The sequence below is a fragment of the Paenibacillus sp. E194 genome, assembly GCF_000935845.1.
GTDB lineage: Bacteria > Bacillota > Bacilli > Paenibacillales > Paenibacillaceae > Paenibacillus_B > Paenibacillus_B alvei_B.
Genome location: NZ_JMDX01000134.1, coordinates 1 through 16,653, shown reverse-complemented (window position 1 = coordinate 16,653; position 16,653 = coordinate 1). Strand labels below are relative to the sequence as shown.

At 51.2% G+C, this 16,653-nt stretch carries 13 protein-coding genes; 3 read left to right on the top strand and 10 right to left on the bottom strand.

The window, feature by feature from the left end; genetic code table 11:
* The 9 genes from AZ66_RS18060 to AZ66_RS18020 form a co-directional block, all read right to left on the bottom strand.
* Positions 1-311, bottom strand: a 311-nt coding sequence (locus AZ66_RS18060) for a sulfite exporter TauE/SafE family protein (RefSeq protein ID WP_044356109.1), incomplete at its 3' end; no start/stop codon positions are given.
* 146 nt (positions 312-457) lie between these two features.
* Positions 458-1,228 carry an enoyl-ACP reductase FabI gene (gene fabI / locus AZ66_RS18055; RefSeq protein ID WP_044356108.1) on the bottom strand — a complete coding sequence of 257 codons (771 nt, stop codon included), beginning with the start codon at positions 1,226-1,228 and terminating at the stop codon, positions 458-460.
* A 151-nt stretch (positions 1,229-1,379) separates the two neighbouring features.
* The gene (gene uvsE / locus AZ66_RS18050) at positions 1,380-2,381 is read right to left on the bottom strand and encodes a UV DNA damage repair endonuclease UvsE (RefSeq protein WP_044356107.1); all 1,002 of its coding nucleotides are present in this window, start codon (positions 2,379-2,381) and stop codon (positions 1,380-1,382) included.
* A 265-nt stretch (positions 2,382-2,646) separates the two neighbouring features.
* Positions 2,647-3,075 (bottom strand): PaaI family thioesterase, encoded by a 429-nt coding sequence (locus AZ66_RS18045; protein WP_044356106.1) that lies wholly within the window; start codon positions 3,073-3,075, stop codon positions 2,647-2,649.
* Between the two features lie 122 nt (positions 3,076-3,197).
* The gene (locus tag AZ66_RS18040; protein ID WP_044356105.1) at positions 3,198-4,877 is read right to left on the bottom strand and encodes a long-chain-fatty-acid--CoA ligase; all 1,680 of its coding nucleotides are present in this window, start codon (positions 4,875-4,877) and stop codon (positions 3,198-3,200) included.
* 37 nt (positions 4,878-4,914) lie between these two features.
* Positions 4,915-6,699 (bottom strand): acyl-CoA dehydrogenase family protein, encoded by a 1,785-nt coding sequence (locus AZ66_RS18035; RefSeq protein WP_442950307.1) that lies wholly within the window; start codon positions 6,697-6,699, stop codon positions 4,915-4,917.
* Between the two features lie 103 nt (positions 6,700-6,802).
* Positions 6,803-7,984, bottom strand: coding sequence for an acetyl-CoA C-acyltransferase (locus AZ66_RS18030; RefSeq protein ID WP_021259977.1), 1,182 nt, complete (start codon positions 7,982-7,984; stop codon positions 6,803-6,805).
* Between the two features lie 34 nt (positions 7,985-8,018).
* On the bottom strand, positions 8,019-10,415 hold the full coding sequence (locus AZ66_RS18025) for a 3-hydroxyacyl-CoA dehydrogenase/enoyl-CoA hydratase family protein (protein WP_044356104.1): 2,397 nt from the start codon (positions 10,413-10,415) through the stop codon (positions 8,019-8,021).
* A 438-nt stretch (positions 10,416-10,853) separates the two neighbouring features.
* A complete protein-coding gene (locus AZ66_RS18020) occupies positions 10,854-13,028 on the bottom strand; it encodes a heterodisulfide reductase-related iron-sulfur binding cluster (protein ID WP_197081730.1) in 2,175 nt (724 codons plus the stop codon).
* A gap of 209 nt (positions 13,029-13,237) precedes the next feature.
* Between AZ66_RS18020 and AZ66_RS18015 the strand changes: the two genes are divergently transcribed.
* From AZ66_RS18015 to AZ66_RS18005, 3 genes are all read left to right on the top strand, one after another.
* Positions 13,238-13,822, top strand: coding sequence for a TetR/AcrR family transcriptional regulator (locus AZ66_RS18015; protein WP_044356102.1), 585 nt, complete (start codon positions 13,238-13,240; stop codon positions 13,820-13,822).
* A 264-nt stretch (positions 13,823-14,086) separates the two neighbouring features.
* Positions 14,087-14,845: an electron transfer flavoprotein subunit beta/FixA family protein gene (locus tag AZ66_RS18010; protein WP_044356101.1), complete on the top strand. Its 759-nt coding sequence runs from the start codon at positions 14,087-14,089 to the stop codon at positions 14,843-14,845.
* A 56-nt stretch (positions 14,846-14,901) separates the two neighbouring features.
* Entirely contained in the window at positions 14,902-15,882 is a 981-nt protein-coding gene (locus tag AZ66_RS18005; protein WP_044356100.1) for an electron transfer flavoprotein subunit alpha/FixB family protein, read from the top strand.
* Between the two features lie 229 nt (positions 15,883-16,111).
* On the opposite strand, the gene AZ66_RS18000 is transcribed toward AZ66_RS18005, so the two are convergent.
* Positions 16,112-16,435 carry a hypothetical protein gene (locus tag AZ66_RS18000; protein ID WP_021259983.1) on the bottom strand — a complete coding sequence of 108 codons (324 nt, stop codon included), beginning with the start codon at positions 16,433-16,435 and terminating at the stop codon, positions 16,112-16,114.
* Between the last annotated feature and the right edge of the window lie 218 nt (positions 16,436-16,653).

The window sequence follows — 16,653 nt, the reverse complement described above, 5'->3', positions numbered from 1 at the left end:
TCCTTGAAATATTCCGTTAACGCCGCACCTAGCATAGAAGCAGGGCCGCTCGTTATAAAATAAATCGCGCCGCTTCGCCAATCCACGCGCTTCACCTTCATGTAAGCGAGCGTGGAAGAAAGCGCTGTAAAAATAAGCACCGCTAATGAAGTTCCCACCGCCGTCTGGGAGGATATCGGCACCCCTAGCAAATGCGGCCCGAAAAAAATCAGCCCTGGTACGATGATAATACCGCCGCCCAGCCCGACAAGACTGCCGAACGTTGCTGCAATTAGACCGATAAGAACAAGAAACACAATGGTAGCTGCCATTTAGTTGCTCCTACTTTCTCCTTACATAGTAAGTCCATATTTCTAAACGGTGTTGAAGTCGCTGAAATCCCGGATAAATAAAAATCCGCCCGCAGACAGCTGCCGATTCAAGCAGCTGCCAAACAAGGCGGATATAGAGTCGAGTGTTACGCGCCGACAATGTGATAACCGCTGTCCACGTAGATCACTTCACCCGTAATACCGCGTGAGAAGTGGCTCATCAGGAACATCGCAGTATCGCCAACTTCCGCCGTCTCTGTCGTGCGGCGCAGCGGTGCTTTCTCCTCAACCTGCTTCAAGATCGAGTTGAAGTCGCTGATGCCCTTCGCAGCAAGCGTACGGATCGGACCTGCAGAAATTGCATTAACGCGGATGTTGAACTGTCCCAGATCTGCCGCCAAGTAACGAACAGAAGCTTCAAGCGCAGCCTTTGCTACCCCCATGACATTGTAGTTCTTCATTACGCGCTCTGCGCCGAGGTAAGTCATCGTCATAATACTTCCGCCTTCTGTCATGAGCGGATGCAAGCGCTGTGCTACAGCTACGAGAGAGTATGCGCTAATGTCTTGCGCAAGCGCAAAGCCTGCACGGGACGTATCTGCATACAGTCCTGTCAATTCTTCTGTTTTCGCAAATGCGATACTGTGCACAAGACCATGCAGTGTACCGAATTCTTCACGAAGTCTATCTGCCAATTGATCGATCTCTTCATCTACTGTAACGTTGCACGGAAGAATGATGGCGTTCGGAATCGTCTCTGCCAACTTGCGTACACGCGCTTCTACACGTTCGCTCTCGTATGTAAATGCCAATCTTGCGCCTTGTGCGGCGAGCGATTGAGCGATGGCCCACGCGATGCTGCGATCGTTCGCGACACCCATAACCACGATATTTTTACCTGCTAATAATTGAGACATTACTAAATTTCCTCCTCTCGCCATTTCGCATCATCAAATTTGGTTTCACGAACTATGCATGTCCCTTTTGACTGTTGCGGAAAAGCTCTTTTTTCAACGTATCCTATTTTTGCTTGATTTTCAAGTAGCAAGTGGATCTCATCGCTAAGAGCTACGGATCAATTCGCACGCTCGCTTGGTCGAGAATCGTAACCCCTTCCGCCGTATAAGGGACAAGATCCCGCATCAATTGAAATAATGCCCCGTCCTTCTGCTTCGCTTCCAGCATGACATCGATGCGCTCCGTATAGGGAGCAATAGCCCTGAGGAAGGCGAGCAGAGGCTTCACTTCCACATAATCGGCATGGCCACGTATATCAGAAGCGCTCTTCGGACTGGATACATGGATTTTAGGTGGGAAGGGATCGTCCGGCGCTGCGTCCGCCTGCCCGTATGGCGTCTGCCATGTCTTCAATATGCGCGGCCACAGCTCATCCAACGATTCCTCTTCATGATTTACCCACTGATGGTGAATATCCAGTACCATCGGAACACCAAGCTGCTCGCTTATATGAAGTGTCTCTACTGCATTGAAGGTTTTGTCGTCGTTCTCCAGCGTCATGCGCTTCTGTACCTCTTCAGACAATGTCTTGAAGTTCTCTATGAATCGCTCTCCCGCGATCTTCTTATTTCCATATGCCCCGCCGACATGAATGTTGTTCTTCGCACGAGCATCCACTCCCATGGCCTTGAACATCCGAACATGATGCTCCAGATCCTTTACAGACTTGATGAGCACATCTTCGCGCGGCGTACTTAGTACGGTAAAGTGATCGGGATGGAATGACACGCGCATATGATGCTCGTTAACATATTGTCCAATTGCCTGAAATGCTTCCTGCAAGGCCGGGAATGGATCCCAGTCGCTTAGTTCGGGATGTGTAGCCAGCGGGATTAGCTTCGAAGAGAAGCGGTACAGTTGAATGTCATGCGCACGATTATGCTTCAAGAGCCGTAATGTATTGTGCAAATTTTCTTCCGCTATGCGTTCCGCCTTGCGCAACGCCGCAGCCCGATCTTCCAGTTTGCAAAATGATGTGTATGTCATCGTGCGCGACGGCGAGGCATTCGCCACCGTGACGGACATCGCCACGTATCCGAATCGAACCAGCATACTTCGGACTCCTCTCCACTTCTATCGCCATACAGGCACTACTTCTACCCTGTCTGATGGGCATTCTCTCCTTCTAGCATAACCTTACTAGCCTGCACTTAATCGAACTAGGCTAAGAGATAATCGTAGTTGCGGATGTACCGAGTGCCGTCTCTCCTCATCACTAAATTTGCGCCAACACCCCTAATCTTCCTAACAATGCAAAAACCCCTGACCGATTGGTGCAGGGGCTTGCTTTATGAAGTTACCATTACCTATTACAAGGTTATATCACCCGGAATGTCGCCAGCGCAAGGGAACCGAGCTTGCCAGCCGCATCCGTTACTCGTCCTGTGCATGTAATTGAACGGCGTGTTTCATGGACAATTTCCGCTGTAACTCGAATTTCTCCGGTATGCAGCGGCGCAACGAAGTTGACGTTCAAGTTGGACGTAACGGTATGTTCATCAGGACGAGCCAGCATCGTAGCCAATCCCATAGCGTTATCCAATAGGGAGGACAGTACCCCTCCATGAACGATGCCAATGACGTTCAAATGATGGGGTTCAGCATCAAGTTTCAGAACGACATGCCCCGGCTCTGCCGTTATCGTCTCGCAGCCAAGGTAATCCCAGAAGGTTCCCTTCGCTTGCGCATACAATTGATCAAGTCGCTCACTGGCAATAGCTACTGGGGATGCGGCCTGTTCTGCCATAAAAATCTCCGCCTCCGATCGCTTTCGTATTCAACCTTATACCTGCTAATGGTTCTACTGCTTTTCGCTTAATTGTTGAGTTGCTTAGTTGCTTATTCGCCTTTTTACTTTTTTTACTTTTTTTACTTTTTCACTAGTAATTCTTCCTCTTCCAGAAGCATGCGGCGCAGCACCTTGCCTGCAATCGTCTTCGGCAGCTCACTGCGAAATTCGTATTGGCGTGGTACCTTGAAGGAGGCCATCCGCTCGCGGCACCAGACATTTAACTCCTCTTGGGTCACTTGGGTACCTGTGCGAGTCACAATATATGCCTTGACTGTCTCTCCTCGGTAGGAGTCGGGCACACCGACGACGACGGCTTCCTTCACGCAAGGATGCTCGTACAGCACTTCCTCCACTTCCCGCGGATAAATATTGAACCCGCCGGCAATGATCAAATCTTTTTTTCGATCTATGATGGAGAAAAAGCCATCCTCATCCTCCCTGCCCAGATCCCCTGTATACAGCCAGCCATCCCGAAGCGCCGTTACGGTCTCCTCCGGCTTGTTCCAATACCCCTTCATCACTTGTGGCCCACGGACGACTAATTCCCCTACCTCGCCCTGTGGCAACTCTTCTCCCGTATAGGAATCAACAATCTTCGCCTCCGTATCGGGGAATGGAATGCCAATGGAGCCGTTTTTGCGCTTGCCCCAGAGCAGGTTCGCATGCGTAATTGGCGATGCTTCCGTCAAGCCGTACCCTTCGATGAGCACGCAGCCTGTTATCGCCTCGAACTTCTCCTGTACCTCAAGCGGCAGCGAAGCTGCACCGCTAATGCACGTGTGGATGGAAGATAGGTCATAACGATCCGTGTCAGGATGATTAATGAGCGAAATGTACATCGTCGGTGCCCCTGGGAACACGGTCGGGCGCAGCTTATGAATAATGCGCAGCATCTCAGAGGGTTCGAATTTCGGCACGAGCACGTTCATCCCCCGGCATAACGTACATAGATTCATCAAGATGGTCATTCCAAATACATGGAAAAATGGAAGCGCTCCCAAGAAGATTTCTTCTCCGCGCTTCACCTTATAGAACCATGCAGCCGATTGCATCGTATTGGCAACCAAGTTCTGATGAGTCAGCATCACCCCTTTTGGGGTGCTTGTCGTCCCTCCCGTATACTGCAGCAATGCCAGATCATGTTCTCCATCCACCTCGGCGCACATAAATCTTGGCGGAACGCTTTTGAGCAGCGGTACGAAGGCATGAACCTGATCGTCATAAGTGATCCCTGCCGCCTGGACATTTTTCTTCATTTTAAAGGCAAACAGCACGTTTTTCGGAAAGGGCAAGTAGTCCTTAATTGAGGTTATGATCGCGTGCCGAAGCGTTGTGCGTGCCTGAGCGGCACGCACACGCGGATATAATACATCAAGAGTTATGATCGCAGCCGCACCGGAATCGGCTAGCTGGATCGCCAGCTCCCGTTCCTTATAAAGCGGATTCGTCAGTACAGCTATGCAACCAGCCATTAACGTACCGTAATACGCAATAACGGTCTGTGGACAGTTGGGCAGCATAATTGCCACTCGTTCTTGCCTGCCGATTCCAAGCCGCACAAGCGCGTTTGCGAATCGGCAGCATTCTTCAAGCAGCCGCTCATAGCTCAGCTGCTTCCCCATGAATTCGAGCGCAGGACGTGTCGGATATTCCTGGGCTGCATCAATGAGGAATTGGGCGACATTTTGTCGCGGGTAATCATACGTCGGGTCAATTTCCTGCGGGTAATGACGGAGCCATGGCTTCTCCAATGGCATGCCTAACCATCCCTTCCTCGCGGGGAGCTCCCGCGTATTACGAGACCACGTATTTTTCCGCTTGAATCACGCGTGCCGCTATCTCACGCTTGATGCCAACGCCATCAATCGGCGTGCTCTTCGCCAGCTTCTTCAGAATGGACAGCTGCGTGCGCAAGACATCGCCTGACTCCATTGCCGCCAGCGTTTCCTTGGCTGTTCGTTCAATATCAGCGAATGCCTCATGCATGTATACAGTTGTCATCTGCATCGCAAGCTTCGCCTTCGCCTCACCTTCCTTCGCCATCAGCTTGCGAGTGCGAAGCAGCGTGCTTTCCATCGCATATACAGCAATCATTAAGTCAGCAAGGTTGCTCAAGATTTCCTGGTGCTGCTCAAGCGATGTACCATATTTCTGAGCCGCCAATCCACCAAGCATAAGGAATATCTTCTTTGCCATCTGAACGAGATGTTCCTCCTGCTCCATCGCTCCACCTGATTCCGGCATGGATACGATAGACATCAGATCGGCTTGGAGCGCCTTCGCCTTCTGCAGGAGCGGCAATTCCCCCTTGGCAGCTCTCTTAAGCAGCGTGCCTGGGATAAGCAATCTATTGATTTCATTCGTTCCTTCGAAAATGCGGTTAATGCGGGAGTCGCGGTAGATGCGCTCGATTTTATACTCCTGCGTAAAGCCGTAGCCGCCGTGAATTTGTACGCCTTCATCGGCTACGAAATCAAGCACCTCCGAAGCGAACACTTTATTAATGGAGCATTCGAGCGCGTATTCAGCAATCGCCTTGGCCATTAACTGCCCCGAATCCGGCTGCTTGTAATCGATGTCCTTCAGCACATTGTCCACCAAACCGGAAGTCCGATACACCATCGACTCCGTTACATAAGTACGGATGTTCATATCCGCCAGCTTATTGCCGATCAGAGAGAATTCTGTAAGCGCCTTGCCGAACTGTTTGCGCTCGCCAGCATATTTCACGCTCAGTTCGATCGCTTCCTTCGCTGCTCCGAGACATCCCGCGCCCAGCTTGAAGCGGCCGATGTTCAAAATATTGAACGCTATGACATGTCCGCGGCCTACCTCTCCAAGCACATTCTCTACCGGAACCTTGACGTCCTCGAAGAAGAGCGGACAAGTGGAAGAACTCTTGATACCCATCTTCTTCTCTTCCGGCCCAACCGTGAAGCCTTCCATTCCCTTCTCAACAATGAATGCCGTGAAGTCTTTGCCATCTACCTTCGCATATATGATAAAAATATCTGCGAAGCCTGCATTTGTAATAAAAATTTTAGAGCCATTCAGCACATAATGACTGCCATCCTCAGACAGCTTCGCTGTCGACTTCGCACTAAGCGCGTCTGATCCAGATGACGGCTCCGTCAGGCAATAAGCAGCGATTTTAGCGCCTGTCGCTAGGTCAGGCAAGTACTTGGCCTTCTGCTCCGGTGAGCCGAAGAACACAATCGGCAACGTCCCGATGCCCACGTGCGCGCCAACGGAGAGCGCGAAGCCAGATGCCTTCGTTAGCGTTTCGCCGATCACCGTAGAGCTGACCTTGTCGAGTCCAAGACCGCCGTATTCCTCTGGAATGTCTGCTCCAAGCAGCCCGATTTCCCCGGCCTTGCGCATCAGCTTAACCGTCAAATCGTAATTCAATTTTTCCAATTCTTCGTCGTGCGGCAGCACTTCTCCTTCTACGAAATCACGAGTTGTATCCACCATCATGCGCTGTTCTTCGGTAAAATCCTCCGGAGTAACAATCGCATCGGGAGTGATGTCATCAATGACAAAGCTTCCGCCTTTGATTTTCAGTTCCAACATGGTCATGGTAATCTTCTTCCTTTCGAAGTGGATTAAGAATGGATAAATGACTATGAATCATTTGATCAATCTGAACAACGATGCAAGGCAATAAGTCTACGCACAGCGTTTAAGCAAACACTTCGAACACTCCGGCAGCTCCCATTCCACCACCGATGCACATGGATACGACACCATAGCCGCCACCACGGCGGCGAAGCTCATGCAAGAGTGTCGCCGTCAGCTTCGAACCGGTGCAGCCAAGTGGATGGCCGAGCGCAATCGCACCGCCATTCACATTCACCTTGCTCTCATCCAGTCCTAAGTGGCGAATGATATGCAGGCATTGTGAGGCAAATGCTTCATTCAGTTCAAACAGATCGACCTGATCCTGCGTAATACCGGCCTTGCGCAGCGCCTTCGGAATCGCTTCTACAGGTCCGACGCCCATAATGTCAGGCGCGACGCCAGCCAACGCGAAGCTGCGGAAGGCCGCAAGCGGCTTCAATCCAAGCTCCTTCGCTCTATCGGCGCTCATCAGTACACAGGCTGCCGCGCCGTCATTCATCGGCGAGCTATTGCCTGCCGTGACGCTGCCACTCACAGAGAACGCAGGCTTCAGCTTCGCAAGCACTTCTTCCGTCGTGTCCGGCCGAACGCATTCATCCATATCGAAGGTCAATTCTTTTTCCCAAGGCCGGCCATTGCTGTCGACCCCTCTCTGTACCGTAGAGACAGGTACAATCTCGTCACGGAATTTGCCTTCGGCGATGGCTGCCGCAGCCTTGCGATGACTGTTAGCAGCGAATCGATCCTGATCCTCACGGCTAATGCCGAATCGCTTCGCAACATTTTCCGCTGTGTATCCCATGCCCATGTATACTTCCGGCATTTCTGAGATCAGCTTCGGATGCGGTGCAAGCTTGAAGCCGGTCATCGGCACCGCGCTCATGCTCTCTACGCCACCGGCAACAATCGTGTCCGCAGAGCCGGCCATAATCCGTTCTGCAGCAAATGCGATCGATTGCAGGCCAGAAGCACAAAACCGGTTAACCGTAACCGCAGGCACCTCCTGCGGATAACCTGCATACAGCGACAAGATTCGTGCCATGTTCAAGCCTTGCTCGCCTTCCGGCATTGCGCAGCCGAGTATGACGTCCTCAATATCCGATTTGTTCAAGCCTGGTGCGCGTCGAACAACTTCCTCCAGTACAGTTCTCCCCAGATCCTCAGCTCTCGTCTGCGCGAGACTCCCTTTCTTCGCCCGGCCAACCGGCGTACGCGCTACAGATACAATGACAGCTTCTTTCATTGCGATCTCCCCTCATTCCTAATTTGGAAGGATATTAATTGCGCAGCGGCTTGCCCTTGGAGAGCATGTGCTGCATGCGCGCCTGCGTCTTCGGTTCGCCGCACAGGCTTAAGAAAGCTTCACGTTCCAGATCAAGCATGTATTGCTCGCTCACCAAGCTGTTCGCCGGTGCGTTGCCGCCCGCAAGCACATGCGCCAGCTTATTGGCAATCAGTCGGTCATGATCCGAGATATAGCCGCCGAGGTGCATCGTATAGGCTGCCAGCTGCAGTACGGATTTGCCAGGTTCGCCAACGACGCGGATGCGCTCCTCTTCTCTCGGCGCATATCCGGCCCGATCCATTTCCAGCACGGCCATCTTCGCCTCATGTATACGGCGATCCGGGTTGATAACGACAGAGTCGTTAGGCCCCATATAGCCGAGCCGCTTCGTGTCATGTCCACTCGTCGATACCTTCGCCATAGCAATTGTTTCGAAATAGCTGTTGATATACGATTGCAGGTCTGGATTCGTTTGGCCGACGATTTGGCTTGAGCGCAAAGCCATCTCTTTACAGCCGCCGCCCGCTGGAATCAAGCCAACGCCCGTTTCGACCAATCCGAAGTACGTTTCCGCAGAGAATATGATTTTGTCTGCCGGAAGGCACGCTTCTACTCCGCCACCAAGCGTCATTTGATGCGGCGCAGCTACAACAGGCTTCTCCAGTCTCTTCAGCGTCAGCATCGTAGTCTGGAACTGGCGGATGATAAGATCAATTTCATCCCATTCCTCTTCCTGAGCCTCCATTAGAAGCAGCATGACATTGGCACCCACGCAGAAATGACGCCCTTCATTTGCCACAACGAGTCCACGGTAATTGCGGCGAACTTCCTCCACGCTTTTCTGAATCATGGTCAAAATATCCGCACCGATGGCATTGTTCGGCGAATGGAATTCCAGACAAGCTACACCGTCCCCGATGTCAATCAAGCTAGCACCTGGATTGGACAGCACGACCTTGTTCTGCTGTTTGAGCTGCTTGAGCGAAATATGCTCCGCTGCCGACTCCAGCTCAGTCCACTCCCCGCCATGAACGTAAAATTGTTGTGCCTCCCGCTTCTCATAGAAGTGAGTATGTCCTTCAGCAATCCACGCACGTACCCAATCCGGCAGCACGTCACCCTCTGCCTCCATGCGTTTGGCAGCCGACACCAAGCCGATCGCGTCCCACACTTCGAACGGCCCGAGCTCCCAATTGAAGCCCCATTTCATCGCATTGTCGATATCGACAATCGAATCGGCGATTTCGCCCAGCTTGTGCGCCGAATAGAGCAGCACCGGCTTCAGCGTGTTCCATGCCAGCTCGGAATAACGATCCTTTGTACCGAGCAGCGCCTTGATTTTATTCGCCGCGCCCTTGGCAGACTTTGACGCTTCCAAGGATGCGGATGAGATTTTGCGTACCGGCTCGTAGTCCATCGTGTCAAAGCGCAGTGCCTGTATGACCTTTCCAGAGTCGGTCTTTACCTTCTTATAGAAGCCCTGGCCCTGTTTCTCACCGATCCAGCCCAGATCAACCATCCGGGTAAGAACATCCGGCGCATTGAATACATCTTTCTCTACTGTCGCTGCTGTCTGGTCATGCACATTCGCTGCTACATGCACGAACGTGTCGAGTCCAACCAGATCAAGTGTGCGGAACGTTGCGCTCTTTGGGCGACCAAGCGCAGGTCCAGTAACAGCATCTACTTCCTCGACCGTGTACCCAAGCTCCATCATATTTCGCAATGTAATAAGCAGTCCGAATGTACCAATTCGGTTGGCGATAAAGTTCGGCGTGTCCTTGGCTACAACGACGCCTTTGCCGAGGCGACGCTCACAGAACTCATGCATGTAGGACACAATTTCCGGAGCTGTAGTCTCTCCCGGAATAATTTCAAGCAGCTTCATATAACGTGGAGGATTGAAGAAATGAGTGCCTAAAAAGTGCTTTTTGAATGACTCTCCGCACGAAGCAACCATGTCGTTGATGGATATGCCCGACGTATTCGATGTTACGATCGTTCCCGGCTTCCATACCCCTTCGATTCGCTTCAGCAGGTCGCGCTTCACACCCAGTCTCTCGACGACGACCTCAATAATCCAATCCACGTCTGCAAGCTTCGACAGATCATCTTCGAGATTGCCCGGTGTAATTCTGCCCGCGAACTCTTCACTATAAAGCGGTGCCGGCTTCGTCTTCTTCAGGCGCGCGATCGCATCCGTAGCTAAACGATTGCGTACTGCTGGATGCTCCAGTGTGAGTCCTTTTTTAGATTCAGCTTCTGTAAGCTGGTTCGGCACAAGGTCGAGCAACAGGCAGCGAATCCCTGCGCCCGCCAAGTGGGCGGCAATAGCCGCACCCATTACGCCAGAGCCGATAACGGCGGCGCATTGAATTGGTTGAACCATATGCGAGTTCCCTCCCAATTTGTAATGGTCTGTGTCACATGATGAGAACAACAAGAACTACTTCAAACGACTTCAAGACTTCAATTGATATGAAATTGTTGGCTGGTGACGCTACTCTGAGATGTTCCCTGCTTCAGAAGTTGCTGGGCGCACTTCGTAAGTTGTTCCTGCTTCAGGGCTTGTAAGTGTGTGTACTTCGTGAGGTGTGTATTGCTTGGAATGTGTACTTCTGAGATGTGCCATGCTCCGCTGCGGTTCAGATCGCTGCTTGATGTTAAGCTGCTCTTGAGGGTACATATCTGAACTTTGCTTGTTGTTGTGGTTGCAGATTCTATAGAAGATTGATATATGGAGTAGTTCATTGATGGTGAGAGAATGAGGTTATTGACCATTGTTCAAAAAATACAATCATTTCTTGTAGTTATACTGAAGGCTGTCTTATGAAACCGATATCGGCTGCTTGTCATCCAATTTAACCGCCCCGAACACAGCTAGTTCCAAAATTTCAGCGATGTCGCGCGTCTGAACGGATTCCTCGGCTTCAAGCAGTTTCGTGCCGTCCTCCATCATCGTGAGGCAGTACGGGCATGCCGATGAAATTACGGTCGGCTTTGTGGCCAGTGCTTGCTCAGTGCGCGCCAGATTGACACGCTTGCCTGCAGTCTCTTCCATCCACATCATGCCGCCGCCAGCTCCGCAGCACATGCCATTCTCACGGCTCCGCTCTATTTCAAGCAGGGTTACGCCGCGTATCGCGCGCAGGATATTGCGCGGTTGTTCATAAACGCCATTATAGCGTCCAAGATAACAGGAGTCGTGGTACGTAATTCGTTCCTCCACTTCATACTGTGGAACAAGACTTCCCGCACGAATCAGTTCATCAAGCAGCTCGCTGTGATGGAGTACTTCGGCTTCCAGCCCAAACTCGGGATACTCATTCTTTAACGTGTTGTACGTATGGGGACAAGCCGTAACAATTTTGCGTACATTATATTTTTGGAAAGTGACGATGTTCTCCTCGCATAGCTGCTGGAACAAAAATTCATTGCCCATGCGCCGCGGAGTATCGCCCGAATTCTTCTCTTCATTGCCGAGTATGGCAAAGTTCACACCGGCTTCATTCATCAGGCGCACAAGCGCCCGCGTTACCTTCCGGCTGCGATTATCATAAGAGCCCATGGAGCCGACGAACAGCAGGATATCGAACTCCGGATTCTCCTTCACGGTTGGTACATGAAGCACACCTTCAGGATCAACTTCCTTCACCCATTTCACACGATCACTGCGGCTAATGCCCCACGGATTGCTCTGACGCTCAATGTTCTGCAGCGCCCGCTGCCCATCATGCGGCATGCTCCCTTGCGTCAGCACCAGATAACGGCGCATATCGACGATTTTGTCGACATGTTCATTGCCGACCGGACATTGATCCTCACAGTTGCGGCAGGTCGTGCATGCCCATATTTCAGCCTCGGACATCACATCGCCGATAAGCTCAAGTTGCTCTGGGGGGTGTTGTGCAATTTGCCAAGTGGCTGCCTGCGCCTGCATCGTCGAAGCAATATCGGTTATCCCCTGTCCGTGCCACTTTCCAAGCTCGGCCCCCTCTGGATTCATGCTGTGAGTACCCGTTGATTTGAATGCAAAGGCAGGAGTCCATGGTGAACGAGAGGTAATGGCTGCCCCTTTCTCTGTCAGGTGATCGCGCAGCTTGACGATCATATGCATGGGCGACAGCCATTTCCCTGTACTGGCAGCCGGACATACATTCGTACAGCGCCCGCATTCGACGCATGCGTACAGATCCACTAGCTGCTTCTGTGTAAAATCCTCCACTTTGCCCACACCGAACGATTCGGCTTCCTCATCTTCCAAGTCAAGCTTGCTCAAGCGACCGACAGGCTCTGTGCGCCGAAGCAGCAGGTTGACGGGAGCCGACAGCAGATGGAAATGCTTGCTCTGCGGCACATAGACAAGAAACGCAAGCAAAATCAACAAGTGCGCCCACCAGAATGCGAAATAGAGCGCCTCAGCCACCCCATGGGATACGCCGGTAAAAATACCTGCTATAAGGGAAGAAATCGGCGCGTATCCCGATGCCCCTTCTCCTTCAGCTAACCGATGGAATCCCATCGTCAATAAGACAGACAACATCAAAGCGTAAATAAAGAAGACGACAATCGATGGCTTCCAGCCCCGCTTCAGCCTTCCTAGTTTCTCCCCGTATCTGCGATAGGCAGCATACCCCATGGCAATGAGTATCAACGTCACGGTTGCTTCCTGCAGCAGCTCGAATGCCTCGTACCCAGGAATGGGCAGCGGCTTGCCCGACAATCCTTTATAAATAATATCCAGTGCGCCTACTTGTAAAATGATAAAACCATAGAAGATGACAATATGCATCAGGCCGCTTTTCTTATCCTTCAGCAGTTTCGTCTGCCCGAACACTTGGGCGGCAAATGCATGCAAATTGTGCTTCACCCGTCCGCTCCAATTTACCGGCTGTCCGAGTTTGACATACAAGAACCGGTGATAGACCGCTTTGGCAAACCAATAAACGCCGAGTCCCGTAACGGCCAAAAATAGGACAAGCTGCACAATCGCTCCCGGCATCGGAACCATCCCCTTTCTCAGTATTGCAAATGAATGAATTACCTACAGGAAGCGTTTACATCCCCTTGTCACCATGTGCCTTTCTACTGCCTTAACCCAGATCTATATCCAATGATTGACAATGATCTCCGTTCTAATTTATGATAGCAGCAGAAACTGAATGAGCATTCATTCATTTGTATTCCATATTCTAGCACCGAGGTGATTCCATGACAAGTCAGAAAAAAGAAAAATATTCCCAAATTCTCGAAGCAGCGGTCAAAGTCTTTGCAGAACACGGGTTTCACCGCTCGCAAGTTTCCAAAATTGCAAAAACTGCCGGAGTTGCAGACGGTACGATCTACCTGTACTTCAAACGAAAGGAGGATATCCTGATTTCGTTGTTTCAAGAGAAGCTCGGAGAGCTTATCGCTAAGTTTCATGCAAGCCTCGAAGAAACGACCGGGGCCAAGGAGGCATTGCGTAATGTATGCAAAATCCATTTTGCCGAGTTGGAAAGCAACCCGGACTTGGCATTCGTTACGCAAATTGAGCTGAGACAAAGCTCTCTTGAGCTTCGCAAAGAGATCGGAAAAATCATTAAGCCCTACATTGTGCTCATTGAACGAATATTGATGCATGGCATTGAAGAAAAGGTGTTTCGCACCGATCTTGACGTCAAGCTTACCCGTCTACTCATATTCGGTTCTATGGATGAAGTCGTGACGTCGTGGCTCATTTCCGGGCAGAAGTATTCTCTGGTCGGACAGCTGGACGGCACGATCACTTTTTTCCTAAAGGGACTCGAGCCTTAGCTCTCCTCTTTTAATTTCCCGATTACACCCTGTTCTTAAGGTCAGGTTCTTATTTATTCTTGTTCTACCAAGACCCATCTCGGATATATGATCATGTCTCATCTTGGATTCATTATCACGTTATCGCCATATAGGAAATGGACACCGACGTCGTAATCCCCTTCCTAGAGCTGTACTCCTTCCAAATCTCCTGCATGGCAGTCCACTTGTTCTGCAAGTCCGCTTTAGATTACAAGCCAAATAAAGCGAAAGGGGCAATGAACGATGAATATCATCGTATTAGTCAAGCAGACATTCGATACGGAGGAAAAGATCATCACTGAAGGAGGCAAAATTGCAGAAGACGGAGTCAAATTCGTCCTTAATCCTTATGATGAGTATGCAGTTGAGCAAGCGATCCGCATTCGCGACGACCAAGGCGGCAAGGTTATCGTCGTCTCCGCAGGACCCGAGCGTACATCTGAGGCGCTGCGAACAGCACTTGCCATGGGCGCTGACGAAGCCGTGCTGCTCAACGACGAGCGAATCGGCAGCGATGAGCATGCCGTTGCGCATGCCCTGCACGCATTTGTCGGAACAGAATCTTACGATCTTATTTTGGGCGGCAACTTCTCGGTCGACAACGGTTCCGGCCAAGTGGCCGTTAGACTTGCGAAGCTGCTTGGCATTCCGCATGTATCGTCGGTTACGAAGCTTGAAATCGCGGATGGCCGTGCCGTCTGCTCCCGGGATGCTGAAGGAGACACAGAAGTAGTAGAGGTGCCGCTCCCGGCCCTATTCACCGCTCAGCAAGGTTTGAATGATCCGCGCTATCCTTCGCTGCAAGGAATTATGAAGGCGAAGAAGAAGCCTTTCCGTGAGCTTACGCTCGACGACTTCGGTGTATCGGTTGAAGCACGTACAGCTCAAGCGGAGCTATTCCTGCCTCCGCAGCGCCAAGCCGGCAAGCTGCTCGCCGGGGAACCAGCCGCTCAAGTCCAAGAGTTGTTCCGACTGCTGCGGACGGAAGCTAAGGTCGTATAGTTCTGCATCGAATGTAACGAATCCGGTAAGTTCATATTCCAAGGAGGCGTATTGATATGTCCAGAACGATTCTTGTCGTAGCCGAAGCGAAGGGTGGAAGTCTTCGCCAAGTGTCCTATGAAGCGATTGGGGCAGCCCGCACAGCCGCAGGCAATGGAGGCACTGTAGCCGCTGTGATCATCGGTGCGGATGCAACCCGCTATTCCAGCGACTTGGCGGCCTACGGCGTCGATCATATTTATACTGTGGAGCATACTGCACTCATTCATTATCATCCGGAGGCTTATTTTGCCGCGCTGCAAGCCGTTGTGCAAGCAGCCAACCCGGATGGCGTATTTTTCGGCCATACCGCTTGGGGCAAAGACTTGGCACCGCAGTTGGCTGCTTCCCTGCATAGCGGCCAAATTTCCGATATCATCGCAATTGAAGTGGACAGCAGCGGCGAGGTATTATTCACGCGCCCGATCTATGCAGGCAAAGCCATGGAGAAGAAGAAGTTCCTTGCTGCACCATGGATCGTAACCATACGCCCGAACAACATTCAGCCTCCGGCAGCAGAAGCTGGCCAAACGGTGCCTGTTACGGCTATTGCTTACCCTGAACCGCCGCTATCCGCTGTTATTCGCGAGGTCGTGCAAAATACGGTTGGCAAAATGGATTTGAGTGAAGCGAAAATCATTATATCTGGAGGGCGAGGCGTCCGCAGCGCCGAAGGATTCAAACCGCTTGAGGAGCTCGCCTCTCTGCTTGGCGGTGCTGTTGGCGCTTCCCGCGGTGCCTGCGATGCGGGTTATTGCGACTACGCCCTGCAAATCGGACAGACGGGCAAGGTTGTCACGCCGGAGCTGTATATTGCCTGCGGCATTAGCGGCGCCATTCAGCATCTGGCGGGAATGAGCCAATCGCGCGTCATTATCGCGATCAACAAAGATCCGGAAGCGCCAATCTTCCAGATTGCCGATTATGGCATCGTGGGTGACCTGTTCGAAATCGTGCCACTTCTGACTGAGCAATTCAAGCAAGCGCTGCAAGCTTAGCATAAAAACGGTAAGACAGGGCATTCCGATTGCTTAAGACGATCGGGGTGCTCTTTTTTTTCAAGACGCCCGATTCAACCCCGGGCTCCCATTTCCGTAGGATTATTCAGTTATTTCAACATTAACTGCCTATAGGAACGTCTACAAACGTCCATCACTGTATGCGAAGACGCAGCTAAATACAAAGAAGCCCCTATACCTCTCGGCATGTAGGGCTTCTACTGAACAATTACTTGCGATTCGGATCTCCGAAAAACATTTCATGCGCTAAGGCAGTCTGAATCCGTGATTCTTCCTCATTCAGTTTGCGAATCAACTCCATTTCCACCTCGGTTACTTCCTCCCCTTGGAAATTGATTTCCGCGATCGAAGCAACAATCTTCACGATAGCTACGGCCACATTATCTGGTGTATAGGCAATAACCTTCTGCCCAGTCGGAAACACTCGGAAGCCCTGCTTCGTCATTTTGCCCCGTCCATATTCCAGCAGCTCATACAGCTCCTGCTCCGTCTTAAATTTGCATACCGAATTAAACTCAGTCTGAAATCCCATGTTATCCGCTCCTTTGCCTGTAAAAAGTGTACCTATATTGAATCATGGTGAGTCATAGACTAGCAACTACTTTAAATACGCAACATGACTTCTGAACACATTCATCCTAATTCATCTTTCTATTTTTAAAAGTTGTCGACATTTTTCGACCATGTTTTTACTTTGTACCCACTATAATTAAGGGCGGTAGATGAAGAAGGTGACTTTTGTCTGTATTT